Genomic DNA, 25,934 nt, shown 5'->3' on the forward strand with positions numbered 1-25,934 from the left:
TCTACGAACTCTGCACCTCAGGCGGACAGTTCTTCCTGCTCCGCACAGACCTCACGACGAAGGAGGCCCGCGAGACTCGTCGCATGCGCCTCCGGGAAGGGCAGGCCGTGTGGGAGGCGCTACTGCAGGGCCGAACACGGTAGGACAGCAGTGCGCTAGCTACCAAGATCATCGGCGCGGCATCGTCTCTGGATGAGAACTTTCTCTACGGCTTCAAGGGCAGCCCGCCTGCGGCGTCCTGCCACGTTGGGGCGGTCGCTGACCGCGCTGCGGCTCTTCGGCCGGTCGCGGCCAGCGCCGCCCGTACGTAGCCTGAGACGCTCCAAATGTGGCAGCGGTGACCCTGGCAACGCCTTTGCGATCGTAGTGGTGGCTGCATGAGTCGATGGGAACCCGAGGCGGGAGTGACCGATAGAGGGCGAGATCGGTAGTGCTGTTGCGTAGCGTCTTGGCGCCCATTCTGTACGGGATGTCAACAACGGTGCACACGGTACACAGCGCTTGATCTGCGTAGGTAACCTAGAAGGGCCCCAGCGCCCTACTGAACTGGTCCTGTTGGAGATCCCGAAAGGCGCGCGAGGCACTTGCAAGAGTGATGTCGCACGTTCATCATCTGGTAGTGGCTATCCCACTGACGCTCGCGTTTATCATTGCTCCGGCGATAACGATTTTCAGGGTTTATTCGATTAGGGGCGGAGTCTTGTGGCTCTGGCGCTACGGACGCGACTATAGGGAGCTGCTTCAGAGGCGACAGCCTAAGACACTTTCTGCGAGAGAAGCAATATACGCAGAAGCGAGAGGCAACTTCTTCCCCTTCGGAGTGAAGGCATATCTATGGCGTAGGTTTGCAACCTCAGGTAAGACCGCATTTGAGCGAACGTTGCGTTGGCCTCTACGGGCCGGGCTGGTTTTATGGCGCTTCCCAGTCTATGTCGTTTTAGCGAGCAGCTATATGGTGGCGCTCGCACATTGGCCGCGATCTCAGAGCGCCCTTCGCGGTGCAGCAGACCTTAGCGCTATGATCGTTGGGATCACTCTTATAATCGGTAGCATCCTCATAGCGATTGAAACGTTCGTCGCGTCGACAGTTTTGCGATCTTTTGGAGACGCTCTCCATGGCCATGGCGAGAACTCTAAAAGGCCAGGTGCGCAAGGGTTCCTTGTGGATATGCAGCTCTTTGTGGGTGCCGTCTTCACGGCTCACGTAGTTGCCATTGGCAATCTATACTTCTCTAGCACACGATTCGGAGGGTATGTAAGACTCGATGGAGTGCCTCATGATGTTCCCGAAGTTGCTACTAAAATCCTAAAATGCGCCTACTATACCTTGTTTACTTTTCTTGGTGCGAGTGATCCGGAGCCTACCGGCGTAGTTGCGTTGATTAGTACGGGACTTATTGGACTCCAAGGCTTTTCGTTCTTAATTATCGCTCTAGCTGCAATAATGTCGCTGGCTGCCGTTAGGGATCCTAGTCCGACAAGCGATGCGGGACAAGGGGGAAACGGCGACCCTTGTGCCACTAAACGCAAGGGACGCTTTTGTTTCACCGCTCAGAATGCCATCCACTATGGGTCAATTGCCCTGGCGGGCGTTCTTGTCGGCCTTTCTTTGTGGCGCCGAAAAATAAGGCTGAACGCGGCGCGTAACTCAGGTGCACATAAAGGTATCCATGGGGCAAATCGCCCATAATTGCATTCGGGTTACACGGAGGGTGATATTGTATGGAGTCAGGTTTCTTTTGCATTCGGTTGTATGTGCGATTGCCGAGTGCTGCCTAGAGGTCGTAGCATGCCCAGCATGCATCCAAATGGGACATCTAGTCCCAGCGTGGGGTGCGGAGGTCCGGTACTAGGTGAAGGGCGAAATCGAATGAAATTTTCGTCAGCTGCGGCCGCGGTCATCGTATTCACTGCAACCGTACTCATGGCGCCGCCGGCCGCGTCGGCTTCAAGTGTGCGGTGCGGGTTGAATGGGTACGACACGGTAGAGCTGAATGTTCGATTCTATAACTACGCAATTCGCAACTGCCATGGTTATGCAGTCAAGCGTAAAGTGGATCTCAGGCTGTTCCTCGTCGGTGCAGCGGATGGCGATTGCCACCCTATCCCTGCTGGCGCAACTGTCCGTGGAAAGCTAGTTCTGCGAACTGGCGTGAAAGTCCATGGCATAAAGCCCTGTTCCTAGCCCAGTTGCGTGCTCGCACCGTCTAAAAGCAAGAAGATTAGGCTGCCGCGCCGCTTCCGGTGCTCGGGCCTGACGGCCCTGCGCTCCGGGTCGGCTTGCCACCGGATACGCGGGTTGCTGTGGTCTGCTGTACAGCAGGGAAGTACAGCAACGCCGCCTCACGCAGCCTGATCGTCCCGTACAGCGTTACACGGTTGAGCAGCAGCGCCGGCCCTCGACCACGGCCTTCCGCTTCACTCGTAATGAAGGGGTCTGGGGTTCGAATCCCCAAGGCGGCTCCCAGCTCAAAGGCCCTCCCGGTTCGTCCGAGAGGGCCTTTTGCGTGGCGTCCACTGCGGCTCCGACCCGCACGCATGCCCGGCGTCACCGACCTCCACCGCTACGGTCACGGGCTGTCGCGCATCGGGCAGTCGCCGGCCGCGCTGCGGCTCTCCAGCCGATCGCGGTCAGCGCCGCCACGCGCCTGCAAACGGGTGCGGGGGACCACCCTGGCCGAGGGCGGGCGGATGGTCGGGGACAACTGATCGCCGACATCGAGAGCGGCGGCATGGCGGGCCTGAGTACCGCGTGGATCGACCAGGGGAAGTGGCCAGGCCACGAACACCAAGCTGATCGGATGGTCAGCGACGTCATGAAGGCCATCGCCCTGATGGGGGCGCACCGGCCGGATACCGCCCCGAGGGCGTAGGAGACGTATTCGGCTTCCCCGGACGCATCAGGCGGGGCGGGCCGTTAGATTCGGGGCAGCGGGATGCGGATGCATCGCTCGGGGGCGCTTGTGTGAGGGGCGGGTGCGTGAGCGTGGATCTGGCTGCATTGGTGGCGGCGGTCTCTCCATGGGCGACGGCAGCGGTGGCCTCATATGGGGCGGCGGTGCTGGCCCAGGCGCAGGAGGACGCGGCCGATGCGACCGTGGGGTGGGGGCGGAAGATCCTCCAGCGTGTGTTCGGGACCCACCCCGCCGAGGAGGAGGTCCCCGAGGCGATTGCGGAGCTGGCGCAGGCTCCGGACGATGCCGACCTGCAGGCGGCGCTGCGGGTGCAGATCAGGAAGGCCCTCGCCGCCGATCCTGGGCTGGCGGCTGAGGTGGCGCGGATGGTGGAGCAGGCCCGCGGGCAGGCGCTGGTCGGGCAGGGGCAGGTGAACGCGGTCGCGACCGGTCACGCGCAGCAGGCCAACCTGGGGCAGGGGACGATGTCCGTGTCGTTCGCCGATCAGCGTGAGCGGTGAGCCTGCGGGCCGGGTCGAGGCGCAGGCCACCGGGCAGGCGAGGCAGGCCAATCTCGGTCAAGGCTGGCAGTTGGTCGACCAGAGCACCAACGTTCACCTGCCTCCCGGAGCCCTGCACGCTCCGGGCACGGTGGCGGCACCGTCGGCGCTGAGCAATCTGCCCGGCGGGGCGGCCGAGGTATTCGTCGGCCGCGATGAGGCGCTGGCGGTGCTCGAGCGGGAGCTGCAGGCAGACCGGTCGCGGGTGGTGATCGGTCAGGTGATCCACGGGATCGGCGGGGTGGGCAAGACCGAGCTGGCCCGCCAGTACGCGCTCGCGCGGGCGGAGCGGTATCGGGTGCGATGGTGGATCGTCGCAGATGGTTCCGATCAGATCCAGAACGGGCTGGCCATGCTGGCGGAACGGCTGCATCCACCGCTGCCCCGGCAGTCGGCCTTGACCACCGTGCTGGGCGTGGAGCAGGCGGCGGCATGGGCGTACGGCTGGCTGCAGGCACATCAGGACTGGCTGCTGGTGCTGGACAACGTGGAAGACCCGCGCGATGTCCGGGACCTGCTGGGGCAGCTCCGCACTGGTCACATCCTGCTCACCACCCGCCGTGATGTGGCCTGGCCAGACGGAGTGCGCCCAGTTCCACTGAACGTGCTCGGCCCGGACGCGGCCATCGACCTGCTCGCCCAGACCAGCAGATGCCCCGAACCAGCCGACCGGCCTGCCATAGCGGCCATCGCGCAGGAGCTGGGGCGTCTGCCGCTGGCGTTGGAGCAGGCTGGGGCCTACCTGCGGGAAACCCGGATCAGCCCGAAGGCGTACTTGGAGCTGCTGGCCCGGCATCCGGCTCATCTGTACGCGGCTGTGCCGGAAGGGGGCGATGCCGGGCGCACCATCGCCCGCCTCTGGAACTCCCACCTGGGCACCATCCGGGATCGCAACCCGCACGCCGAGCACCTGTTGCGCGTGCTGGCCTGCTATGCCCCCGACAATATCCCGCGCGACCTGATCGACGCGGACTGGGCAGACAGAGACGCCGGCGTGCCCAATCCGGCGACGTTGGACGCGCTCCGGTTGCTCGTCTCCTATGGCCTGATCAGCCTGGATCGGCACACCATCGCCATGCACCGGCTGCTGCAAGCCGTCCTGACCACTCCTGCGCCTGCAGTCTCGGCGGACCTCCCCTCCGGGGAGGCGGTCGTCCAAGTGGCCTTGGCATGGCTCGCTGCGGCCTGGCCACACACCACCAGTGAGCCGCCTACCGTCGATCAGCTCGGTCGGCGACGCCTCCTCAGTCCGCACATCGCGGCCCTGGCGAGCCATCATCAGATCGTCACTACGCGCGGCGAGCACGATTGGATCTTCAGGCAGGCGGTACTGCATGAGTACGAGCAGGGCAATTACCAGCGTGCTCTCACCCTGGTCACGCACGACTACGCCATCAATCAAGCCTCACTCGGTGAGGAGCACCCGGACACGCTGACGAGCCGTGGCAATTTAGCGACCGTGCTGCGGGATCTGGGGCGGTTGGAGGAGGCGGAGGCGGAGGCTCGCGCAGTCTGGCAGGTCCAGGCGCGGGCGCTGGGTGAGGAGCACCCGGACACGCTGGCCAGCCGCAACAACCTCGCGCTGGCGCTGCAGAGGCTGGGGCGGTTGGAGGAGGCGGAGGCGGAGGCTCGCGCGGTCTGGCAGGTCCAGGTGCGGGTGCTGGGTGAGGAGCATCCCCTTACGCTGAGCAGCCGCAACAACCTCGCGCTGGTGCTGCATGGTCTGGGGCGGTTGGGGGAGGCGGAGGCCCATAGCCGCGCGGTCTGGCAGGTCCAGGCGCGGGTGCTGGGCGAGGAGCACCCCCATACGCTGACCAGCCGCGGCAACCTCGCGCTGGCGCTGCAGAGTCTGGGGCGGTTGGAGGAGGCGGAGGCGGAGGCTCGCGCGGTCTGGCAGGTCCGAGCGCGGGTGCTGGGTGAGGAGCACCCGGACACGCTGACGAGCCGCGGCAATTTCGCGACCGTGCTGCGGGATCTGGGGCGGTTGGGGGAGGCGGAGGCGGAGGCTCGCGCGGTCTGGCAGGTCCAGGCGCGGGTGCTGGGTGAGGAGCACCCGGACACGCTGACCAGCCGCGGCAACCTCGCGACCGTGCTGTTGGGGCTGGGGCGGTTGGAGGATGCGGAGGCTCATAGCCACGTGGTCTGGCGGAGCATGGTGCAGGTGGTGGGTGAGGAGCACCCGGACACGCTGGCCAGCCGTAGCCACCTCGCGCTGGCGCTGCAGAGGCTGGGGCGGTTGGAGGATGCGGAGGCCCATAGCCGCGCTGTCTGGCGGAGCATGGTGCGGGTGCTGGGTGAGGAGCACCCGGACACACTGGCCAGCCGTGCCAACCTTACTGCCGTGCTGTTGGGTCTGGGGCGGTTGGAGGAGGCGGAGGCGGAGGGCCGCGCGGTCTGGCAGGTCCAGGCGCGGGTGCTGGGTGAGGAGCACCCCTACACGCTGGCCAGCCGTAGCCACCTCGCGCTCGTGCTGCAGAGGCTGGGGCGGTTGGAGGATGCGGAGGCCCATAGCGGCGCTGTCTGGCGAAGCGCGGTCCGGGTGTTGGGTAATGAGCACCCGAACACACTGACCAGCCGCAACAACCTCGCGCTGGTGCTGCGGGATCTGGGGCGGTTGGAGGAGGCGGAGGCGGAGGCTCGCATGGTCTGGCAGGTCCAGGCGCGGGTGCTGGGTGAGGAGCACCTGGACACGCTGACCAGCCGTGGCAATTTCGCGACCGTGCTGCGGGATCTGGGGCGGTTGGAGGAGGCGGAGGCGGAGGCTCGCGCAGTCTGGCAGGTCCAGGCGCGGGTGCTGGGTGAGGAGCACCCGGACACGGTGACCAGCCATGTCAGACTCGCGCTCGTGCTGCTGGGGCTGGCACGGTGGCGAGAGGCAGAGGCGGAAATGCGGGCAGTCTGGCAGGTCCAGGCGCGGGTGCTGGGTGAGGAGCATCCCGACACGCTGACCAGCCGTGGCAACCTTGCTGCTGCGCTGGGAGGGCTGGGGCGGTTGGAGGAGGCGGAGGCGGAGGGCCGGGCGGTCTGGCAGAGCCTGGTACGGGTTCTAGGCGCAGAGCACCCCAATACCAGAGCCAGCCGTCAGAACCTGGACAATGTGATTCTTGCGCGCAGGAGTCGGTCCGCCGAAAGCGCTCAAGCCCGAAATCGTGGTGTGAGTCGCAACGCTCTGTGCCCGTGTGGTTCGGGCCGGAAGTTCAAACGCTGCCATGGCGTTGGCGCGGCATCCTGAACGGTACGCCCGGCGTCCGGCGCGGGGGCTAGCCCCAGGTGAGCGGGGGATTCATGGATTTCCCGAGGATGCAGCGGTTCCGAACCGTACAGCAGTGGCGTACAGCAACGGCGGGGTTCGAATCCTCAAGGCGGCTCCGATCAAAGGCCCCTTCGCTTTCGCCAGCGGGTTTTGCCACGCAAGGATCTTGTGCGGGCACGCTCCAGACAACCCATGCCGACAGAGCGATCCGGCCCGGTGCGCTAACGAGGTCACCGTCTTCGGCCGGTTGGTTTCATCGGGGCGAGACCGAGGGCGGCGAGGGCGGCGGCGCCGCGTTCGGCGTGGGCGCCGCCGGCGAGTACGAGGGTCCGCGCGAACTGGTAGTGGCAGCCGGTGGTGTCGAACGCGTCCGCCGTGGCGAGCAGCGCCTCCCGGTCGCCGTCGAGCAGGGCGCCGGCTCGTTCCACAATGGCAGCGGCGACCGGGTTGCCGGCCACGACGGTGCGGGCATCGGCCACGATGGCGCGGGCGTTGCGGCTTTCGGCGAGTACGGCGGACTCGCTGCGCAGCGCGACATACCAGTGGTGCCAGATCCAGGTGATCCACTTCCACATCTGCCGGGGCTCGGGGGCCATCCGTTCCAGCGCCTCCGCTGCCTGCCCGTGGTGCAGCAGGAGCATCGCGTCGAAGACCGCCCCGTAGCCGTAGGTGTGCTCCGGTGAGGTGCCGAGCCGGCCCAGTATCTCCTGCCATGCGCGTCTGGCGTCGTGGTCGCCGCGCAGGCCGTGGATCATCGCCACCCCGGCCGCCGCCGGGGCGAGGATGGACCGGGCGGGGCCGCCTGCCCGCTGCCACGCTTCGAGGAACCGGACGCTGCCGGTGAGCACCTCGTCGACGTCGCCCGCCAGCGCGGCAACCATCAGCAGCCGGCACGTAGCGCGATGACCTACCTCCGCCAGCGATGGGTGATCGGCCAGTTGCCGTGCCCATCGGCGGGCGGCCTGCACGTCTCCCGCCCCGAGGGCGGCCTCGGCGACGATCCCGAGCGCGTCGATCAGCTCGTGGGTGCCGGCCGGAGTGTTCGGCAGGGGCGACAGGAGCATGATCCGGCGCCGGGCCGTGGCCGCGGCGGCGAACGTGTCGCCGGCCCAGCTCTGAGCGCCGGTGAGCGCGTCGAGTGCGGCCGACTCGGCGAGCGGATCGCCCGTCCGGCGGGCGAGTTCGACCGCGTGCTCGGCGCGTTCACGCGTCTCCGGTACGGCGTTGCCGGGCGGGCCCTGGACGGCGCCGAACGCGTCGGTGAGCACCGCGGCCTCGGCCAGTGCGACCGCAGCGTGCGCGGCCGGATCGTCGCCGGCCTGCTCCCGCGCCTCCGTGATCAGCTGGAGCGTCTCCTCCTGGGACGGGCGTCGTACGAATGTGGTCGAGAACCGGAACGCGATGGTGGCGGCGGTCGCCAGGTCGGTGGCGGCAGTGGCGCCGGACGCGCGGGCGGCGTCCGCGGCCGCGCGGCGCAGACGGTACATGTCATCACCGGCCGTCCGGCATCCGGCTACGGCTGCGGCCTGCCGGAGCATCGACGCGGAGGCGGCCCGGTCGGTCGCGAGTGCGGCGGCCTGCTCATAGCGCCGCTGGGACTCGCCGGTCAGGTGACGGGTGAAGGTCAGCTCGGCCAGGCACCGGGCGAGCTCGAACGCGTCGGCGCGCCGCTCCGGGCGGTCGGCCGCCCACGCCAGGGCGGCGCGGAGGTCGTCGGCCACCAGGTCGAACCGGGCCCGCCAATCTGGGTCCACCACTGCCAAGCCGGCCGCCTGCGCCAGGCACCAGCGAAGGTGCCGGGTTCGAGCGTCGATCAGCTCACCGGCCTCGGACAGCCGCTCCATGCCGTACTGGCGGATGGTCTCCAGCGCCCGGTACTCGGTCCTGCCCAGGGACGTCGTCACCGTCAGCAGACTCTGTCCGGCGAGCCGGGCCAGGCCGTCGGCGACCAGGCCCTCCTCGTCCTCGTCCCCGGTCACCTGCGCCGCGGCCGTGGCGGTGAAGGGTGCCACGAACACTGACACCCGGCGCAGCAGCGCCCGGCCGGCGGGCTCCAGCAGGGCGTGGCTCCAGTCCAGCGCCGCCCGTACCGAGCGGTGCCGGTCATCGGCACGGGAGCCGCCGGTGAGCATCCGCAGAGGGTGGGACAGGGCGGCGGTGATGCCGTCGAACCCGAGCATCGGACAGCGGGCGGCGGCCAGCTCGATCGCCAGCGCCATCCCGTCCAGCCGCTCGCAGATCGCGGCAACCTGGTCGCGCAGCGGCGGATCCAGCGGCCAGCCGACCGCCGCCGCCCGTTCCATGAACAACGCGACCGCGTCCGAGTCGCCGTCGGCGGCCAGCGACAGCGGCGGGACCGGATACACCCGCTCGAACGGCACCATCAGCCGGGCCCGGCTGGTCGCCAGCACCGTCACCCGCGGGCACGTCGCCAACAGCCGTTCGAGAAACAGCGTCACCCCGTCCGCCACGTGCTCGCAGTTGTCCAGCACCAGCAGCGCATGGCGGTCGGCCAGCGCGGCGAGCACGGACTCGGTCATGTCGCGGCCAGGCTGCTCACCGAGGCCGAGCGCTCCCGCGACCGCGGTCGCGGTCGCGATCAGGCCCGGATCGGTGACCGGGACCAGGTCGACGAACCACACTCCGTCGGCGTACTCACCGCTCACCTCCGCGGCCACCGCCAGCGCCAACCGGGTCTTGCCCACTCCGCCGGGACCGACCGCGGTCACCTGCCGGTGCGCCCTGGTCATCCCGGTCAGTTCGGCCCGCTCGCTCGCCCGGCCGATGAACGAGGTCAGCGGGGTGGGCAGGAACGGTGCCGGGACGGCACCGGCCGGCGTGGGCGTACGCCGGGCGAGCGCCCGCCTGTCCGGCACCTCCAGCTTTCGCAGCAGCGAGGAGACGTGGCTTTCCACGGTGCGTACCGAGATGCACAGCCGGGCCGCGATCTCGGCATTGCTGAGATGGGCACCGACCAGCTCCAGCACTTCGGTTTCCCGAGGCGAGATCTCCGCTTCTGTCACCACCGCCCCAGTTTGCCGCAGTCCCTCCTCGGGAAGCCGGGCAGGGCGGCAACGGTCTCAATCGCGAATCAGCGCGCTTCCCAGAGAAACGGTGCTGCCAGGGCGCAGCCCGAGGTCGCGGATTCTGAGCGACGCTCCAGAATGGACGTTGACCCGATAATAGCCGAATGATCCACCGCCCTCAGGCGCTCCGGCTTCGACGATGTATTCGTCATCGGTCAGCCAGACATGGCCGATCGCATCGCTCGGTTCCGAGAGGAGATGGAGCTTCAATTTCTTGATGATTTTTCCGGTCATGACGTCACGAGTGACAAGATAATCATCGCCGTCGTCGGAGCCGGCCTGTATGTCCACGAGGAACTGGCCGTCCGGGGAGAGACTTTCGGCGGAGTAGCCTTCTCGCCGTTCGCTGATGACGGCGCCATCGCGCTTCAGGATGGTCACCGTGCTCGGCTCGCTGATGCCGGAACACGTTCGTTGTGCCGCTATCCGTGCCGCATCACGGCTCATGCCGATGATCGCACAGAATCCTTGAAGGGTGGTGGTCTGTCCGGTGGCGAACTCGGTGATGAGCAAGCGAGGTCGGCTCCCGGCGAAGGACACCGCAAAGAATCCTCCGTCCGGTGAGATGTCCAGGTCGCGTACATCACCGAGTGCTTGGGCGTCGAGGCGCGGGGAGATCGCCTTTCGCTGCGCCGTCGGCAGATCCCAACCCACGAACTGCATGTATTGCTTGCTGAAGTAAGCGATGCGATGGCCGTCACGCGCGATCCGGAGCGTGACCCCGCGTCCCTTGGTAATGTTCAGCTGTACCTGACTGGCCGCGTCGTAAAGGTCGATGTTGCTGGTGCAATCGTCATCGCCGACACTGACCCCTTTTCGGTACCCGCCGCATCCCACCCCGTACGGGACGCCGATGTCCTGCCTTCCTCTACCGAGCTTGAGATTGACGTGTAACCGCCACTCGGTGCAAGTCACCAGCGGAGGTTCGTCTTCTTCCGCTGCATCGGGGGACCAGCCAGGACAGTTCGAATTCTCGGGAATGAAGGCGTATTGTACAGGCGGATCGAAAGGCTCCGGTGTCCATTCCCATGTCGATCGTGGCGACGCGTTCTGATTCACGTACAGCAAGCCGGCTCCGGCTATGCATATGAGGAGGAGAATGCCGGGCCACTTGGCACGCGGGCGTCTCGCGACTCCACCAGCCTCGGACGCATTCGTATTGATGGATGTCCTCATGGTTCCCAGGCATCTCGATCCGATGTCGATCGACACGGTAATCGAGTCAAGTAACGAGCGGATCACTCTGCAGAATTGTCACAAGAAATCAGGTTCGGCTCCTGTCCAGATGGTGCGCGACGCGCTGAGCCACTCCTGCCGCCCACTCGTATCCCATCTCGCCCAGGAAATCCCCCAGTTCCGCCCAGGCGCGGTGGCTGCCGGGGCGCAGCGTCAGCGCTTTCACCAGGAGGTTCACCGCCTCGTCCTGGTCACCTGTCCGCCGAACCGCCCGGGCGAGGATGCGGTAGGCAGGCGCGCACCACGGATAAGCGCTCAGCAAGTCCCTGAGCAGGGCCACGGCCTCGGGGGCGTTGTCTTGGCGCATGGCGTCCGCCGCCTCCAGCGTGCGGCGGACCTCCGCCGTACGTTGCTCCAGATCCGGTCTGCGCATGCTCTCCAGGCGGCCCTCGCCGCTCGTCCGGCCGAACGGCGAGCGGAGGAACGCTGTGTCGGACTCGCCCGCCAGGTAGGCGAAGAGGTTCGCCGGCCGCGGGTCCGGGATTCGCCACTTCGCGTCCAGAGGTGCGTCGAGCAGTTCCGGGGGGACGAGCATGCGTTCGCGGCGGAAGCGTCTCTCGGCGGCGGCCAGGTCGCCGGTCCGATGCGCGATGGCCTCGATGACGCCGGTCTCGTAGTCGATCACGCCTTCCATCGAGTCCAGCTCCATCGCCACCGTGATCGCGAACACGTCGGCGGCCAGCTCATCCAACTGGTCCAGGGCCGCCTCCACCGCCTGTGACGGCGAGGCGAGAGTCCACCAGAAGACGGACGGCACGAACCTCAGGTACGCGGTCAAACCGGTGAGCGCGCACCACCACTCGCCTGCGTCGGAGGCGGCCCGGATCACGGCGACGCGCCGCCAGGCGTCGGACAACAGCCCTTCCAGTAAGGGGGTGACCCGGGAGGAGGAACGCGGGACGGGTTGCTGGAACCGTTCGTCGAACAGGTCGGCGCCATAGGCGATCAGGCCGATGCCGTCCTCCGGGGGGTCGCCGAGGATCTCGTCGAACAGTTCGGCGTCGTCCCTGGTGACGGCGGCGGCCCGGAGCAAGGTCGACGCCGCGGAGGCCGCGGCGGACACGTCGAGGATCTGGCCGGTGTCGATCAGGTCAACGATGTGGCGCAGGCCGGCCGCCAGGCCGTGGCGGTGACCGACCAGGAGCGCCGGGTGCAGGATGCCTACGAACTCGTCATGGTCGTCGTCGCGCTCGATGATGAGCTGCCAGCGCCTCATGGTCGCGTACAGGACGGCGCCGACGGGCGGTGCCGGGTCGAGGGCCACGTCGCCGGCGAGCGGCACGCCTGGCGGCCGTGTCGCCAGGTGGAAGCGGTAGGGGAAACCGCGGCGTCCGGAGAACCTGAGCCCGGCCTCTCGTTCCAGGACGACCGTGAGGTAGCCGACGACGGGGTCGGCGCGCTCCAGGTAGGTGGCCATCAGTTGTCTCGCGCGGTCAGCGTCCCGGCCGTTTGCGGCGTGGTCCGCCGCGTGGCGGCCGGCCAGGAAGCGCTGATCGAGCAGTGCTTCGGCGATCGCCAGGATGGGCCCGGCCTGCTCGGGCCGTTCGCAGGTGAGCAGCGGCTCGGCGGGCTCGGCGGGCACTGTCAGAGCCCCAGGAGGCTGACGAGGTCCCAGCCGCGTTCGGACAGGAACCGACGGCCGTGGATCAGCCACTCCCGCAGGCTCGTACGTCCGGAGCGGGTGTAGGGGATGCGCTCGTTCAGCAGGCCGGCGGCGAGCACCGCCTGCCTGCCGGACCCTGGTGACCGGCTCGCGGCCTGGGCGGCGATCGAGAGGACCTTCCGCAGTTTGGCCCGCACCGCCTCCGGTTCGTGGTCGTCGACGAGGTGGACGTACACCACTTCGTCGTCGTGCCCGATGCCCTCGAAGAACGCGATGCCGGGCAGCGGCGGCACGGGCGAGGCGCCGAAGAGATGCCGCACCATCGTGTACGCGGGAGGGGCGGTCGTCTCCAGCGTCAGCCAGGACCCGAAGGAGGAGTCGTCCAACGGCGTGGGGGTGTCGGCGGTCTCGTCGAGGCAGAACATCACCAGGACATCCGGTCCGCTGTCCGCCGAGAGCGACCCGGAGAGCACGTATTCCTTGATCGCCTGATCGACACCGGGGTGAAAGGCAAGAAAGGCGTAGAAGGTGGCTACCTTCTCCAGAGCTGCCAGCCCTTCTGGCTGCAGCAATTTTTCCAGGTTTTCTATCTTTCCTGTTTGTCGATGCTCATCCGTCGCCGCGGACTCCAAGAGCGTGGCTATTGACAGTGCCAGCACGCCAGTCAGAATCGCACCGATCATTCGCCGTGTACAGGGCGGGATCTTGTTGTCCGAGTTCTGGGCGTGCCTTTGTCGGGGCGCGGGCAGCCTGGCCGGTATGGATGGTGCAAGACGGACAAAGGTCATCATCGGCACCGTTTTCATGGGCTCGGCCCTGGCCGGTTTCACGGCGCCCTCGGAGCCGCCGGGCGGTACGGGGGCGGGCGAGAGGGCGAGTGCCGCGGCCATGGACGCCGTCAAGGACTCCAAGGTCCTCTCGGTCCAGTCGAACAACGAGGGCCGGGTCTGGGAGGTGCAGCTCGCCGGGCCCGACGGCACCGAGCGGATGCTGGAGGTGGACGCGTCGGGGAAGGTCTCGGCGGCCAGGGTCAAGGACACCGGTGAGGGTGAGAAGGCCAGGGTGATGGGCCTCAGCAAGGACGCCCGGCTCAGCTTCAGGGACGCGGCGGCGAAGGTGTCGTCCGCGGTGCCGGAAGGCAGGATCACGCACATGAGCCTGGATCGGTACGGCGACGAGGCACTCGTCTGGGATGCCGATGTCCTCACTTCGGAGGGCGCCTGGCACGGGGTCAAGGTCGATGCCAGGACCGGGAACGTGACGAGGATCGGTTAGTGGAGCGCGTCGGCCTCCGGGCCGGCAGCGGCGGCGGCGGTCAGGTTGCGGGCGAGGCGGGCGGCGGCCTCACGGAGTCCAGGGGGGTCGAGGATCTGGGTCTCGAAGCCCAGGGCGGCGATGTGCACGGCGAGCCAGTTCAGATCGTCGCCCCCGGCTGTGAGCAGGCACCAGCCGTCCTCGGCGTCGGCCTCGACGCGGCCCACCTGTGGGGGGATGCGGTCGCGGACCTGGTCGGGGTGGGCGCGCAGGCGTACGCGGGCGTGGTGGCGGTAGGGGGACTCGGTCACGGAGCGCTGGACGTAGGCGGCCGGGTCGGGGTGGTTCCTGGGGCGGAAGCGCCAGGTCGTGGCGGTCACGTCGCGCATGCGGTCGAGGCGGAAGGTGCGCCAGTCGTCGCGGTCGACGTCCCAGGCCATGAGGTACCAGCGGCGGGCGGTGGCGACCAGGCGGACCGGCTCGACCGTGCGTTCGCGGGGTGACTGGGCGTTGCGGGGTTCGGCGTTGCCGGGCTGCGCGGCGTTGCGGGGTTCGGCGTTGCCGGGCTGCGGGGGGTTGCGGGGCTCGGCGTTGCCGGGCTGCGCGGCGTTGCGGGGTTCGGCGTTGCTGGGCTGCGCGGCGTTGCGGGGCCGGGCGTCGGGAGGCCGGGAGTCGCGGGGTTCGCGGTAGTGGGCGGTGTAGTGGAAGCGGACGCGGACCGCGTCGCGGCAGGCGCGGGCCAGGGTCACCAGCAGCTCAGGGTCGATCTCGATGCCGGGGCCGACCAGGGTGTCCATGGCCCCGTGCACGGCCCGGACCTCGGCGCGCAGCCGGGGCGGCATCACCTGGTCGAGCTTGGCGAGGGCGCGCAGGGCCGCCTCGCCCGCGCCGGCGACCGTCCCCCCGGACGCCAGCCGCAGGGACACCGCGGTCGCGATCGCCTCCTCGTCGTCGAGGAGCAGCGGCGGCAGCCGGGTGCCCGCGCCGAGCTGGTAGCCGCCGCCGACGCCTGCCGCGGCGTGCACCGGGTAGCCGAGGGCGCGCAGGCGCTCGACGTCGCGGCGGATCGAACGGTCGGTGACGCGCAGCTCGGCGGCCAGCTCGGTGGCGGTCCATGACGGGCGGCGCTGGAGCAGGGCCAGCAGGCGGAGCACGCGTTCGGTGGTTCCCTCGACGGTCACGTACGTCAGGGTTTCACGGATCGCGGACCGTACCTGTCCGGGAAAGGAGGGAAAGTGGGTTCCGTGAGCGAGGAAATCATCTGGAACCCGCTGTTGCGGGATCAGTTCGCGTGGCATTGGACCCAGCAGCTACGGCCGCGGCTCGACGGGCTCAGCGACGAGGAGTACTTCTGGGAGCCGGCGCCCGGCTCCTGGAACGTGCGGCCCCGGGGCACGGGGTCCGCGCCGATTCAGGGCGGGACGGGGGAGGTGACGATCGACTTCGCGTTCCCGATGCCCGAGCCGGCGCCGTTCACCACGATCGCCTGGCGGCTCGGGCACGTGATCGTCGGCGTGCTCGCGATGCGCAACGCCGCGCACTTCGGCCGCGCGGCCACCGACTACCACTCGTACGAGTACGCCGCCACCGCCGCCGAGGCGCTGGCACAGCTCGACGAGGAGTACGCACGGTGGGCGGCCGGCGTCGAGGCGCTCGGCGAGGCCGGCCTCGCCCGTCCCTGCGGGGAGGCGGAGGGCGAGTGGGCCGCCCACCCCATGGCGGCGCTGGTGCTGCACATCAACAGGGAGCTGATCCACCACCTCTCCGAGGTGTGCCTGCTCCGCGACCTCTACCTGCACACGACCGGACAGAAGGAGAAGAGCGACCATGGCGCTTGAGGTGCAGATCACGTTCGACTGCGCGGACCCGGCGAAGCTGTCGGCGTTCTGGGCCGAGGCGCTCGGCTACCGGCTGCAGGACCCGCCGCCCGGCTTCGCGTCCTGGGAGGAGGCGCTGGAGGCGATGGGCGTGCCGCCCGAGCGGCGCAACGACGCCTCCGCGCTGCTCGACCCGGAGGGGGCGGGGCCGCGGCTGTTCTTCCAGCGGGTGCCGGAGGGCAAGCAGGTCAAGAACCGGCTGCACCTCGACGTACGGGCCGCGCCGGGCCTGGAGGGCGAGGAGCGCATGGCGGCGCTGGAGGCGGAGGCCGAGCGGCTGGTGGGGCATGGCGCGACGCGGCTGGAGCGGCACGAGCCGGCCCCTCCGATGGCCGGCGGGCACATCATCATGGCCGACCCGGAGGGGAACGAGTTCTGCCTCGATTGACCCTCGCCGGAGCAGGAGTGCCATGCTGATGTGCTGGTGACCAGGAGCCGTGGGAGGGCGAGGCGGATGGCGGCGCGGGTGCTGGTGGTCGGGCTCGATCCGGCCACGCTGAAGGACTGGGATCCCGAGCCGGTGCGGGCGGCCATCGCCCGTGGCCGGGCCAGGTTCGCCGAGCGGGGCGTCGAGGCCGACTACTGTCTGGTCGACCTCGCCGCGGACCCCGAGGGAGCGCTGGTGGAGGCGCTGAGAAGGGGCGGTCATGAGTGCGTGGTGATCGGCGGCGGCATCCGAGGGCACGAGCCGGCACTGCACATTTTCGAGCGCATGATCAACTTGGTACGGGAGCACGCGCCGGACGCGGCCATCGCCTTCAACACCAGCCCGGAGGACTGCCTCGACGCGGCCCTGCGCTGGCTACGGCCCTAGAGCAGCAGGGCGCGGGCCTGGGCCAGCAGGTCCACCTGGGCCCGCCAGTCGTCGCCCGCCACGCCGACGACCGCGTGGTTCGCCCCGGCCTCCCGGTACGCGGCCAGCCTCTCCGCCGCCTGCTCAGGGGTGCCGGTGAGCGGAATGTCCATGACGTCGGCCAACGGCCGGTCGTAGACGGAGGCGATCCCCGCGGCCAGCTCGGCCCGGGAGGGCGCCCCGGCCCCCAGGGCCGCGCTGCAGCCGATGGCGATGACCGGCGCGGGGCGGCCGTGCCCGGCGGCCAGGTCGTTCAGCCGCGCGCGCCCGTCGGCCACCGCGCGCGGGGAGATCAGGGACGGGAACCAGCCGTCGCCGAGGCGCGCGGCCCGGCGCAGGGCGGCCGGGGAGGCGTTCCCCACCCACACCGCAGGCATCGGCACGGACAGGGACAGCTCGGCGGCCGAGCCGTCAGGCAGCGGCGTCCGCTCGCCGCACAGGAGGCTCGGGAGCAGCGTGAGCGCCGTGTCGGTACGGGCGCCGCGCTCGGCGTACGGCACCCCGGCCGCGGCCCACTGCGCCGGCCCGCCGCCCGATCCGACGCCGAGGACGAGGCGGCCGCCGGAGACGTGCTGGAGGGTCGCGATCTGCTTGGCGGCCCAGGCGAGGGGGCGGAGGGCGGGGACGAGCACGCTGGTGCCGATGGCGACGCGGCTGGTGACGGCAGCGGCGGTGGCGAGGGCGACGGGCGCGTCGAGGGTGGGGGCGCCGATGGCGAGGTGGTCGCCGTGCCAGACGCCGTCGAGGCCGGCCTGCTCGGCGTGCCGGGCGGCGGCGGGCAGGTCGAGGCCGTCGCGGCGCTGCACCGGGATGCCGGGCAGGATGACGCCGATCGTGAAGGGTTCCATGGGGATCCACCATGCAAGCTCAAGTCCGGTTGATGTCAAAGGAGAGCTTGCGCCCGCAGGAGAAATCGTCAACTCTTAGGAAAGTTTCCTGTAAGAAGAGGGGTGACGAGAGTGCGCGGGATTGCGGTCGTCGTCCTCGGGATCGTGCTGGCCGTCGCCGGCTGCGGCGCCCCGCCCGCCGAGCCCCCGCTGAACGCCGACGACGTGATGTTCGTCCAGATGATGGTCCAGCACCACCGCCAGGGCATCGAGATCGCGAAGCTGGGCGCCGAGCGCGCCAGGTCGCCCGAGGTCAGAACGCTCACCGCCGCCATCGAGACGACCCAGCAGGACGAGGTCGAGATGATGCTGCGCTGGCTGCATGACTGGGAGCAGCCGTTGCAGGCCGGCGAGGGGGCGCACGACCACCACGGCGGCATGCCGGAGACCGACGTGAAACGGATCCGGGCGCTGAAGAAGTCGAAGGACTTCGAACGGGACCTGCTCGACCTCCTCATAGCGCACCAGGGCGACGCGGTCAGGATGGCGCAGGAGGAGGTCGCGAGCGGGATCAACCCGGCGGCCAAGGCGTGGGCCGGGCAGGTGGAGAGCTCGCGGCGCGGCCAAGTGGAGATGATGAAAAAGCTGGTCCAAGGCTGAAAAACGAGGAAACAGCCAACTCCTCATAGACGCCGCCCGCGAGAAGTGATTAGATCACTTGATATGTCCGAGGTGACGCGGCCGACACTGTCCGACGCTCTGACCGAGCGCATGCTGGAGCTCATCCGTACGGGCGGGCACCGGCCGGGCGACCGGCTGCCGTCCACAAGGGAGCTGTCGCAGCGCTTCGCCGTCACCACGCCGACGCTGCGCGAGGCGCTCCGCAGGCTGGAGGCGACCGGCGCGATCGAGCTGCGCCACGGCTCCGGCATCTACGTCGGCGCCGACATCGAGCGCCTGGTCCTGCCCAACCCCAACATGCGCGAGATCCGCGCCGCCCGGCTGCTGGAGCTGCTGGAGGCCCGCCTCGTCATCGAGCCCCCGCTGGCCGCACTGGCCGCCGAGCGGGCCGGCGACGAGGAGCTGGCCGCGTTCCGGCGGGTGCTCGACGAGGCGGGGCGGCACCTGCGCGGCGAGGACGCCGAGCTGCACGACGCCAACATGGCCTTCCACCGGGCCACCGCCCGTACGGCGGGCAACGGCGTCCTGCACGAGGTGGTCGACTCGCTGCTCACCGTTCACGGCCCCGAGCAGCGCGAGATCCTGCAGATCTTCGACGACCGGCGGCGCGACTACGACGAGCACCTGGCGATCCTCGCGGCCATCGAAGCGCGTGACGCGGCGGCGGCCGAGGCCCGCATGCGGGCTCACCTGGCCGACGTGAAGACGGTCGTCGAGCGTCGGCTCCAGTCTCCTCCGGGAGACGCATCCCCCCGATAGAACCAAGAACCAAGGAGGCCGGCCCATGTTCCGGTCACGTGTTGCCACGCTGGGCGTGGCGGCGCTCGTCCTCGCCGCGTGCGGCGGCAACGGCGCCACCACGCAGGAGAAGAAGACCGAGCTGACGCTCTACAACGACAAGGGCGCGTGGACGAAGTTCTTCGACGAGATGGGCGCCCTGTCCAAGCAGCGGATCGGCCTGGGCATGAAGCCGACGGGATACACGGACTCGGCGCAGTACCAGGCGTTCATCAAGGCGTCGTTCCGCACGAACGTCAAGCCCGACCTGTTCACCTGGCAGACCGGGGGGATGCTGGAGGAGATCGTCAAGCAGAAGCAGGTGGCCGACACCACGGCCGTCTGGCAGGAGGCGATCAAGGCGGGCGACCTGTCGCAGGACCTCGCGCCCTACTACACGATCGGCGGCAAGCAGTACTGCGTGCCGATGAACGTCGCCTACTGGGGGATGTTCTACAACAAGAAGGTCTTCGACCAGCACGGCCTGACCCCGCCGCAGACCTGGGACGAGCTGATCAAGGTCGCCGACACCCTCAAGCAGAACGGCGTCAAGGCGTTCTACCACACGAGCGTGCTGTTCTCGTTCGTCTGGTTCGAGCAGCTCATGGCCGGCACCGACCCCGACCTGTACGACCGCCTGTCCACCGGCCAGGCGAAGTACACCGACCCCGGCGTGGTCCAGGTGATGGAGCGCTGGAAGTCGATGATCGACGCCGGCTACTTCATCAACCCGGGCGACAAGACCGACCCCGGTGACGTGCTGAAGAACGGCAAGGCGGCGATGGTGTCGTTCGGCACCTGGTTCAACACCAGCATGACGCAGCGGGACATGAAGGCCGGCACCGACTACGGCTTCTTCGTCATCCCCAACGTCAACGCGGCACTCCCCAAGACGTCGATGATCTTCGAGAGCGGGCCGCTCTGCTCGCTCACCAAGGCCGCCGACCCCGAGGCGAGCATGAAGTACCTCAAGTGGTGGACCAGCGCCGAGGCGCAGGAGAAGTGGGCCACCAGCCGCGGCGACGTGAGCGCCAACCCCAAGGTCGCCATCCAGGACGAGGCGCTCGGCGCGGTCACCAAGGACGCGGGCAGCGGAAAATACCGCCTGGTCAACCGCTACTTCGAGGCGACGCCGCCGCCGGTGCTGACGGCCGCGCTCGACGGGTTCGGCAAGTTCGTCACCGAGCCCGGCAGCTACAAGGAGGTCCTGGAGACCATCCAGAAGGCCGCCGACGAGTACTGGAGCACGCATCAGTGACCCGTTCACCGGTGCTCGGGAGGTTCCGGCACGGGTACGTGGCGCCCGCGGCCATCCTGGTCGCGGTGCTGCTCTACGCGCCGTTCGTGTGGACCGCCTACCTGAGCCTCACCCGGTACGACGGGCTGGAGCCCCCGGCATGGGCCGGCCTGGACAACTTCGTCAAGCTGTTCGGCGACCCGGCCCTGCTCACCTCGGTCCGCAACACGCTGATCTGGGTGGCCGGCACGATGGTGCTGCCGGTCGGGCTCGGCCTGCTGGTGGCGGTCCTGTCGTACGACCTCAAGGGCGGCGTCTGGTACCGCGTGCCGTTCATGCTGCCGTACGCGCTGAGCGGCGCGGGCCTCGCCATGGTGTGGAGCCCGGTCCTGTCCCATGACGGGATCGCGAACCTGCTGCTCGGCGTGGACACCGCGTTCCTCCAGGAGGCGCCGCAGAACACCCTCGCCATGCTGCTGGTCTGGACCTGGCAGCAGCTCGGCGTGAACACGCTGCTGTTCGTCGTCGGCCTGCAGTCCATCCCGAAGGAGCCGATCGAGGCGGCCCGGCTGGACGGCGCGTCGGGGTGGCGGCTGTTCCGGCACGTGATCTGGCCGCTGATGCGCCCGCTGACGGCGGTCGTGGTGGGCCTCGCGCTGGTGGCGAGCCTGAAGACGTTCGACATCGTGTGGGTGCTGACGCAGGGCGGGCCCGGGCGCAACTCCGAGACGCTGGCGGTGACGATGTACAAGGAGACGTTCGTGGCCAGCCAGTACGGCTACGGCTCGGCCGTGGCGGTGCTGCTCACGGTGGTGACCGGCCTCGCGTCCTACCTCTACCTGAAGAGGCAGGTGCGATGATCCGCAGGGCCGTGCTCATCGTGCTCGGGCTGATCTGGCTCGGGCCCACCTACCTGCTGCTGGTCAACGCCGCGCGGCCGGCCGAGTCGTACGACCCGTCGCGGGCGTGGGCGCCCGCCGGCGACTTCGCGCTGCTCGACAACGTGGCGAGGGCCGTCGAGGGCGCGGACCTCGGCGGCAGCCTGGCCAGCACCGCGCTCTACGCCGTGGTCTCGCCGCTGCTGGGCGTGCTGATCGGGGCGCTGGCCGGCTACACGATCGTGGTGCTGCGGCTGCGGCACGGCTTCTGGTGGTTCCTGCTGATCTTCGGCGGCACCGTGTTCCCGTCCCAGATGCTGCTGGTGCCGCTGTTCGTCAGCTACAGCGACGCCGGTCTGTACGACACCCGCCTCGGCCTCATCATCGTCTACACCGCGATCAACGTGCCGCTCGGCGCGTTCGTGCTGCGCAACTTCTACCAGGGCGTCGCCTTCTCCATCTTCGAGGCGGCCCGCATGGACGGCGCGTCCACCTGGCGCATCTTCTGGCGGATCTACCTGCCGATGTCGGCCAGCGCGCTGACCGCCGTGTTCATCCTGGAGTTCACCTTCATCTGGAACGACCTCGTCTTCGGCCTGACCCTCAGCCAGACCGCGGACGTACGGCCGGTCATGACCGCCATCGCGGGGCTCATGACCGACGTCTACGCCGGCATCCCGGTGCCGGTCGGCCTCGCGGCGGGCCTGGTGGTCTCGCTGCCGACGGTCGTGCTGTTCCTCGCCACCCAGCGCCTCTTCGCCCGAGGCCTTTCCCTAGGGAGTGTGCAATGACCAGCCGGTTGCTCCAGCGGAGCCTCGGGAGCCCCGACTACGACGGGATCAGGCAGGCGCTGCGGGACGACACCTCGACGCCCGTGATCAGCGAGCGCGGGCTGGAGGTGCGGGTGGCGGTGGTGCCGCTGTTCACCCACGACGGGCGTCAGGCGGTCAGGGTGTCGAGCACCGTGCCGCTGACGCACGTGCTGGTGGGCGTGGACAGCGCGACGGGCACGGACGTGACGCTGCTGGTGCCCGAGGTGGACGCGCCGCGCGCGCTGACGCTGGAGTGCCGCGACGAGAGCGGCGTGGTCGGCACCGCCCGGGTGACGGTGACGCCGCAGCGCAAGTGGAGCGTGTTCGTCGTGCACCACTCGCATCTCGACATCGGCTACACCGACCCGCAGGGCACGGTGCTCCGTCACCACCTCGACTACCTCGACGCGGCGGTGCGGCTGGCGGAGGAGACCGCGTCCTGGCCGGACGACGCGAAGTTCCGCTGGACGGTCGAGTCGTCGTGGCCGGCGCAGAAGTGGCTGGCCGCGCGGCCCGCCGAGGCGGTGGAGTCGTTCCGCCGCTTCGCGCGGGAGGGCGTGATCGAGGTGACGGCGCTGCCGTTCCAGCTCCACACCGAGGCGTGCTCGACGGAGGAGCTGCACCGGCAGCTCCGCTTCGCCCGCGAGTCGGGGCTGCCGGTCACCTCCGCCATGCACACCGACGTGCCGGGCGCGGTCGTCGGGCTGGTGGACGCGCTCAGCGCGGCCGGCGTCCGCTACCTCGCGGCGGCGCACAACTGGGCCGGGCGGTCGGTGCCCTACCTGCACGGCGGCGACAAGCTCACCCGGCCGTTCCGGTGGCGGGCGCCGAGCGGGAACGAGATCCTCGTGTGGTTCACGGACACGCCGCACGGGATGGCGTACATGGAGGGCAACACGGTCGGGCTGACCGACTCCTACGAGCTGGCCGACGACCTGCTGCCGCGCTACCTGGCGGCGCTGGCCACGCGCGGTTACCCGTACGGGCCGGGGACGTTCGGCTGGCAGGGTCCTGACGCGCCCCGGGAGCCGTACGAGCTGGACGTGCTGCACCTGCGGGTGCAGGGCGCGCACGCCGACAACGCGGGGCCGTCGATCGTGCCCGCCTCGATCGCCCGCCGCTGGAACGAGCAGTGGGCCTGGCCGCGGCTGCGCTCGGCGGTCAACAGCGACTTCTTCGCGCACGTCGAGGAGCACCACCTGGACCGGCTGGCGGTGCACGAGGGCGACTGGACCGACTGGTGGGCCGACGGGCTCGGCTCGGGCGCCCGGCCGCTCGGCTACGTACGCCGGGCGCAGTCGGCGCTGCGGGTGGCCGAGACGCTGCACACGCTGGCCGGCGTGGACGTCACCGCGCAGGTGGACGCCGCCTACGACGGGGTCGCCCTGTTCAACGAGCACACCTGGGGCGCGGCCAACCCGTGGGAGGACGCCGAGGAGGCCGGCGACTCCGGCGGCCTGCAGTGGACGCGCAAGTCCTCCGGCGCCTACCAGGCCCAGGACGACGCGGCGGACCTGCTGCACGCGGCCGTGCGCCGCTTCGCCGCCGCGCTGGCCGAGGGGGAGGGCCGGCCCGCGTTCGCGGTGTTCAACCCGGCGACCCGCGCGCGGACGGACGTCGTGCGCGCGTTCCTGCCGCGTGACGTGGTGCCGGTGGACGTGCCGATCGCGCTGGTGGACGCGCGGACCGGGGAGACGGTGCCGCACCACGAGGAGTTCGTGGACCCCGACGACTGGCCGACCCGGCCGATCGGGCGGCACATCCACGCGGTGGTCCGTGACGTGCCGGGCTTCGGGCACGTCCGGCTCGACGTGGTGCGGGCCGAGGCGCAGCCTCCCGAGCCCGCCGAGCCGCCGGCCGACGCGGTCATCGAGAACGAGTTCTACCGGGTGGCCTACGACGTGCGCGAGGGCCACCTCAGCTCGGTCTTCGACAAGCGGGCCGGGCGCGAGCTGGTCAACGGCGACGCCGCGGCCGGCTTCGGCCAGTACGTCTACGACCAGTACGCCACCGCCCCCCACTTCAACCACCTGTCCGGTCACGTCGGCGCGCACGACCGCACGCTGCTCGGCGACCGGGCCATCGGCCGGCACGCCACGGTCACCGAGTGCCGGCGCACGGCGGTCGGCGAGCGGCTGGTGGTCGAGCTGCGAGGCAAGGGCGTCGACTGGATCCGCACCACGATCGAGCTGCACTACGGCGTGCCCAGGCTCGACCTGACCTACCAGCTCGCCAAGCAGGGCACCCCGGCCAAGGAGGCGGTGTTCCTGGCCTTCCCGTTCGCCGCGGGGCCGCCCTCGGCATGGGAGCTGACCGGCGGCGTCGGCGGGCCCGACGTGCCGCGGGTGCCGGGTTCGGCGGCGTACATGCTGCCCATCAGGCACTGGATCGCCTTCGAGGACCCCGAGCTGACCGTCGCCTGGGCCACGCTGGAGGCTCCGCTGGTGCAGCTCGGCACCATCCACATGCCGTACGCGCCGTTCCCGCCCACGCTCGACCAGGAGGACGGCACGGTCTACTCCTGGGCGCTCAACAACATCTGGGACACCAACTTCCCCGCGCAGCAGCAGGGCGAGACCACGTTCAGGTACGCCGTGGCCTCCGAGGCGGGCGCCCCCGCCCGCCGGCTGGGCGCGGCGGCGGCGGCCGGGCTCACCGAGCCGTTCGTCGGCGCGCTGGTCACCGACGCCGCGCCGGTCACCACCACGTACGCCTCGGTGGACCATCCCGACGTGCTCATCACCTCGATCGGGCAGAACGGGGTCAGGCTCCAGTCGCTGGCCGCCGAGCCGGTCGAGGCGACGGTCGCCCTGGGGAACGAGACCACAACGGTACGGCTGCCCGCCTGCGGGGTGGCGGTCGCGGAGGGAACGCGCCTGTGAAGATCGTCGACGTCCGGGCCACCACGGTGGCCGTGCCGCTGGAGGCGCCGCTGCGGCACAGCAACGGCGCGCACTGGGGGCGCTTCGTCCGTACGATCGTCGAGGTCGAGGCCGACAACGGGCTCGTCGGCCTGGGCGAGATGGGCGGCGGCGGCGAGAGCGCGGAGTCGGCCTTCCGCGCGCTGCTGCCGTACCTGAAGGGCCACGACCCGTTCCAGCTCGAAGCCCTGCGGTTCAAGATCGCCAACCCGACGGCCTCGCTCTACAACAACCGCACCCAGCTCCTCGCCGCGATCGAGTTCGCCTGCCTCGACCTCATGGGGCGGCACCTCGGGGTGGCGGTGTGCGACCTGCTCGGCGGGCGGGTGCGGGAGGAGGTGCCGTTCGCCTCCTACCTGTTCTTCCGTTATGCCGACGACGGGTACGCCGAGGTCCGGACGCCGGACCAGCTCGTGGAGCACACCCGGCGGCTGAAGGAGGCGCACGGCTTCACCGTCCACAAGCTGAAGGGCGGCGTCTTCCCGCCGGACTACGAGCTGGAGTGCTACCGGGCGCTCGCCGAGGCGTTCCCCGGCGACCGGCTCAGGTACGACCCCAACGCCGTGCTGTCGGTCGCCGAGGGCCTGCGCTTCGGCAAGGCCATCGAGGGGCTGAACAACGACTACCTGGAGGACCCGGTCTGGGGCCTGGAGGGGCTGCGCGCGGTGCGCGAGCAGGTACGGGTGCCGCTCGCGACCAACACCGTCGTCGTCAACTTCGAGCAGCTCGCCTCCAACGTGCTGCGCAGGGCCGCCGACGTGGTGCTGCTGGACACCACGTTCTGGGGCGGGATCCGGCCGTGCGTGAAGGCGGCGGGGGTGTGCGAGACGTTCCAGCTCGGCGTGGCCGTGCACTCGTCGGGGGAGCTGGGCATCCAGCTCGCGACCATGCTGCACCTCGGCGCGGTGCTGCCCAACCTCACCTACTCCGCCGACGCCCACTACCACCAGCTCCGCGACGACGTCATCGAGGGCGGCAAGCTCGCCTACGCGGGCGGGGCCATCGCGGTGCCGACCGGGCCGGGGCTCGGGGTGGAGCTGGACCGCGAGCGGGTGGAGCGCTACGCCGAGCTGTACCGGGAGCTGGGCGGTTATCCGTACGACCGCGATCCCGGCCGGCCCGGCTGGTACGCCACCGTCCCGAACGAGCGTTTCGCGGACCCCGAGGTAGCCACCCCATAATGGG

The 25,934-nt window shown here is 69.6% G+C and carries 20 protein-coding genes and 1 tRNA gene; 15 read left to right on the forward strand and 6 right to left on the reverse strand.

Annotated elements, in window-relative coordinates:
• The first annotated feature begins 2,391 nt into the window (after positions 1-2,391).
• The 4 genes from AC27IY_RS18205 (at position 2,392) to fxsT (ending at position 6,686) form a co-directional block, all read left to right on the forward strand.
• Positions 2,392-2,463: transfer RNA gene (locus tag AC27IY_RS18205), tRNA-Thr, on the forward strand.
• Positions 2,464-2,538: 75 nt separating this feature from the next.
• Positions 2,539-2,709: a hypothetical protein gene (locus AC27IY_RS18210; protein ID WP_487178641.1), complete on the forward strand. Its 171-nt coding sequence runs from the start codon at positions 2,539-2,541 to the stop codon at positions 2,707-2,709.
• A gap of 271 nt (positions 2,710-2,980) precedes the next feature.
• Positions 2,981-3,415 (forward strand): hypothetical protein, encoded by a 435-nt coding sequence (locus AC27IY_RS18215; RefSeq protein WP_344213669.1) that lies wholly within the window; start codon positions 2,981-2,983, stop codon positions 3,413-3,415.
• The gene (gene fxsT / locus AC27IY_RS18220) at positions 3,405-6,686 is read left to right on the forward strand and encodes an FxSxx-COOH system tetratricopeptide repeat protein (RefSeq protein WP_487178642.1); all 3,282 of its coding nucleotides are present in this window, start codon (positions 3,405-3,407) and stop codon (positions 6,684-6,686) included. The genes AC27IY_RS18215 and fxsT overlap by 11 nt, the downstream gene beginning before the upstream one ends.
• 251 nt (positions 6,687-6,937) lie before the next feature.
• On the opposite strand, the gene AC27IY_RS18225 is transcribed toward fxsT, so the two are convergent.
• The 4 genes from AC27IY_RS18225 to AC27IY_RS18240 form a co-directional block, all read right to left on the reverse strand.
• Positions 6,938-9,733, reverse strand: coding sequence for an ATP-binding protein (locus tag AC27IY_RS18225; RefSeq protein WP_487178643.1), 2,796 nt, complete (start codon positions 9,731-9,733; stop codon positions 6,938-6,940).
• A 54-nt stretch (positions 9,734-9,787) separates the two neighbouring features.
• Entirely contained in the window at positions 9,788-10,861 is a 1,074-nt protein-coding gene (locus tag AC27IY_RS18230; protein WP_487178644.1) for a WD40 repeat domain-containing protein, read from the reverse strand.
• A gap of 196 nt (positions 10,862-11,057) precedes the next feature.
• Positions 11,058-12,611 (reverse strand): tetratricopeptide repeat protein, encoded by a 1,554-nt coding sequence (locus tag AC27IY_RS18235; protein ID WP_487178645.1) that lies wholly within the window; start codon positions 12,609-12,611, stop codon positions 11,058-11,060.
• Between the two features lie 2 nt (positions 12,612-12,613).
• Entirely contained in the window at positions 12,614-13,534 is a 921-nt protein-coding gene (locus AC27IY_RS18240) for a hypothetical protein (protein ID WP_344213659.1), read from the reverse strand.
• On the opposite strand from AC27IY_RS18240, the gene AC27IY_RS18245 reads away from it, so the two are divergent.
• Positions 13,521-13,907: a PepSY domain-containing protein gene (locus tag AC27IY_RS18245; RefSeq protein WP_487178646.1), complete on the forward strand. Its 387-nt coding sequence runs from the start codon at positions 13,521-13,523 to the stop codon at positions 13,905-13,907. The two genes, AC27IY_RS18240 and AC27IY_RS18245, sit on opposite strands and share 14 nt — an antisense overlap.
• On the opposite strand, the gene AC27IY_RS18250 is transcribed toward AC27IY_RS18245, so the two are convergent.
• Positions 13,904-15,067, reverse strand: a complete 1,164-nt coding sequence (locus AC27IY_RS18250; protein WP_487178647.1) for a helix-turn-helix transcriptional regulator — start codon at positions 15,065-15,067, stop codon at positions 13,904-13,906. The genes AC27IY_RS18245 and AC27IY_RS18250 overlap by 4 nt on opposite strands.
• Positions 15,068-15,130: 63 nt before the next feature.
• Here AC27IY_RS18250 and AC27IY_RS18255 point away from each other — a divergent pair, with 63 nt between their 5' ends.
• The 3 genes from AC27IY_RS18255 to AC27IY_RS18265 are packed head-to-tail and all read left to right on the forward strand — an operon-like array spanning position 15,131 to position 16,577.
• Positions 15,131-15,724, forward strand: coding sequence for a DinB family protein (locus tag AC27IY_RS18255; protein WP_423451968.1), 594 nt, complete (start codon positions 15,131-15,133; stop codon positions 15,722-15,724).
• Positions 15,714-16,151: a VOC family protein gene (locus AC27IY_RS18260; protein ID WP_449949566.1), complete on the forward strand. Its 438-nt coding sequence runs from the start codon at positions 15,714-15,716 to the stop codon at positions 16,149-16,151. The genes AC27IY_RS18255 and AC27IY_RS18260 overlap by 11 nt, the downstream gene beginning before the upstream one ends.
• Positions 16,152-16,187: 36 nt before the next feature.
• On the forward strand, positions 16,188-16,577 hold the full coding sequence (locus tag AC27IY_RS18265) for a hypothetical protein (RefSeq protein ID WP_487178648.1): 390 nt from the start codon (positions 16,188-16,190) through the stop codon (positions 16,575-16,577).
• Here AC27IY_RS18265 and AC27IY_RS18270 read toward each other — a convergent pair.
• Entirely contained in the window at positions 16,574-17,464 is an 891-nt protein-coding gene (locus tag AC27IY_RS18270) for an LLM class flavin-dependent oxidoreductase (protein ID WP_487178649.1), read from the reverse strand. The two genes, AC27IY_RS18265 and AC27IY_RS18270, sit on opposite strands and share 4 nt — an antisense overlap.
• A gap of 111 nt (positions 17,465-17,575) precedes the next feature.
• On the opposite strand from AC27IY_RS18270, the gene AC27IY_RS18275 reads away from it, so the two are divergent.
• The 7 genes from AC27IY_RS18275 (at position 17,576) to AC27IY_RS18305 (ending at position 25,930) form a co-directional block, all read left to right on the forward strand.
• Positions 17,576-18,103 (forward strand): DUF305 domain-containing protein, encoded by a 528-nt coding sequence (locus AC27IY_RS18275; protein ID WP_487178650.1) that lies wholly within the window; start codon positions 17,576-17,578, stop codon positions 18,101-18,103.
• Between the two features lie 63 nt (positions 18,104-18,166).
• Positions 18,167-18,883, forward strand: a complete 717-nt coding sequence (locus tag AC27IY_RS18280; protein WP_344213643.1) for a FadR/GntR family transcriptional regulator — start codon at positions 18,167-18,169, stop codon at positions 18,881-18,883.
• A 25-nt stretch (positions 18,884-18,908) separates the two neighbouring features.
• Complete coding sequence (locus AC27IY_RS18285; RefSeq protein WP_371248897.1) at positions 18,909-20,159, forward strand: ABC transporter substrate-binding protein; 1,251 nt, start codon at positions 18,909-18,911, stop codon at positions 20,157-20,159.
• On the forward strand, positions 20,156-20,998 hold the full coding sequence (locus AC27IY_RS18290; RefSeq protein WP_423451963.1) for a carbohydrate ABC transporter permease: 843 nt from the start codon (positions 20,156-20,158) through the stop codon (positions 20,996-20,998). The genes AC27IY_RS18285 and AC27IY_RS18290 overlap by 4 nt, the downstream gene beginning before the upstream one ends.
• Positions 20,995-21,807, forward strand: coding sequence for a carbohydrate ABC transporter permease (locus tag AC27IY_RS18295; RefSeq protein WP_449949578.1), 813 nt, complete (start codon positions 20,995-20,997; stop codon positions 21,805-21,807). The genes AC27IY_RS18290 and AC27IY_RS18295 overlap by 4 nt, the downstream gene beginning before the upstream one ends.
• On the forward strand, positions 21,804-24,710 hold the full coding sequence (locus tag AC27IY_RS18300) for a glycoside hydrolase family 38 N-terminal domain-containing protein (RefSeq protein ID WP_487178651.1): 2,907 nt from the start codon (positions 21,804-21,806) through the stop codon (positions 24,708-24,710). Before AC27IY_RS18295 ends, AC27IY_RS18300 begins: the two co-directional genes overlap by 4 nt.
• The gene (locus AC27IY_RS18305; protein ID WP_487178652.1) at positions 24,707-25,930 is read left to right on the forward strand and encodes an enolase C-terminal domain-like protein; all 1,224 of its coding nucleotides are present in this window, start codon (positions 24,707-24,709) and stop codon (positions 25,928-25,930) included. Before AC27IY_RS18300 ends, AC27IY_RS18305 begins: the two co-directional genes overlap by 4 nt.
• Positions 25,931-25,934: the final 4 nt, after the last annotated feature.

This window comes from Nonomuraea sp. B208, assembly GCF_057536035.1.

Excerpts from the sequence above, each read along its gene's own strand:
- AC27IY_RS18295 (WP_449949578.1), top strand. The coding sequence starts at position 20,995 with ATGATCCGCAGGGCCGTGCTCATCGTGCTCGGGCTGATCTGGCTCGGG.
- AC27IY_RS18280 (WP_344213643.1), top strand. The coding sequence starts at position 18,167 with ATGTCCGAGGTGACGCGGCCGACACTGTCCGACGCTCTGACCGAGCGC.
- AC27IY_RS18270 (WP_487178649.1), bottom strand. The coding sequence starts at position 17,464 with ATGGAACCCTTCACGATCGGCGTCATCCTGCCCGGCATCCCGGTGCAG.
- AC27IY_RS18260 (WP_449949566.1), top strand. The coding sequence starts at position 15,714 with ATGGCGCTTGAGGTGCAGATCACGTTCGACTGCGCGGACCCGGCGAAG.
- AC27IY_RS18245 (WP_487178646.1), top strand. The coding sequence starts at position 13,521 with ATGGACGCCGTCAAGGACTCCAAGGTCCTCTCGGTCCAGTCGAACAAC.
- AC27IY_RS18300 (WP_487178651.1), top strand. The coding sequence starts at position 21,804 with ATGACCAGCCGGTTGCTCCAGCGGAGCCTCGGGAGCCCCGACTACGAC.
- AC27IY_RS18210 (WP_487178641.1), top strand. The coding sequence starts at position 2,539 with ATGCCCGGCGTCACCGACCTCCACCGCTACGGTCACGGGCTGTCGCGC.
- AC27IY_RS18285 (WP_371248897.1), top strand. The coding sequence starts at position 18,909 with ATGTTCCGGTCACGTGTTGCCACGCTGGGCGTGGCGGCGCTCGTCCTC.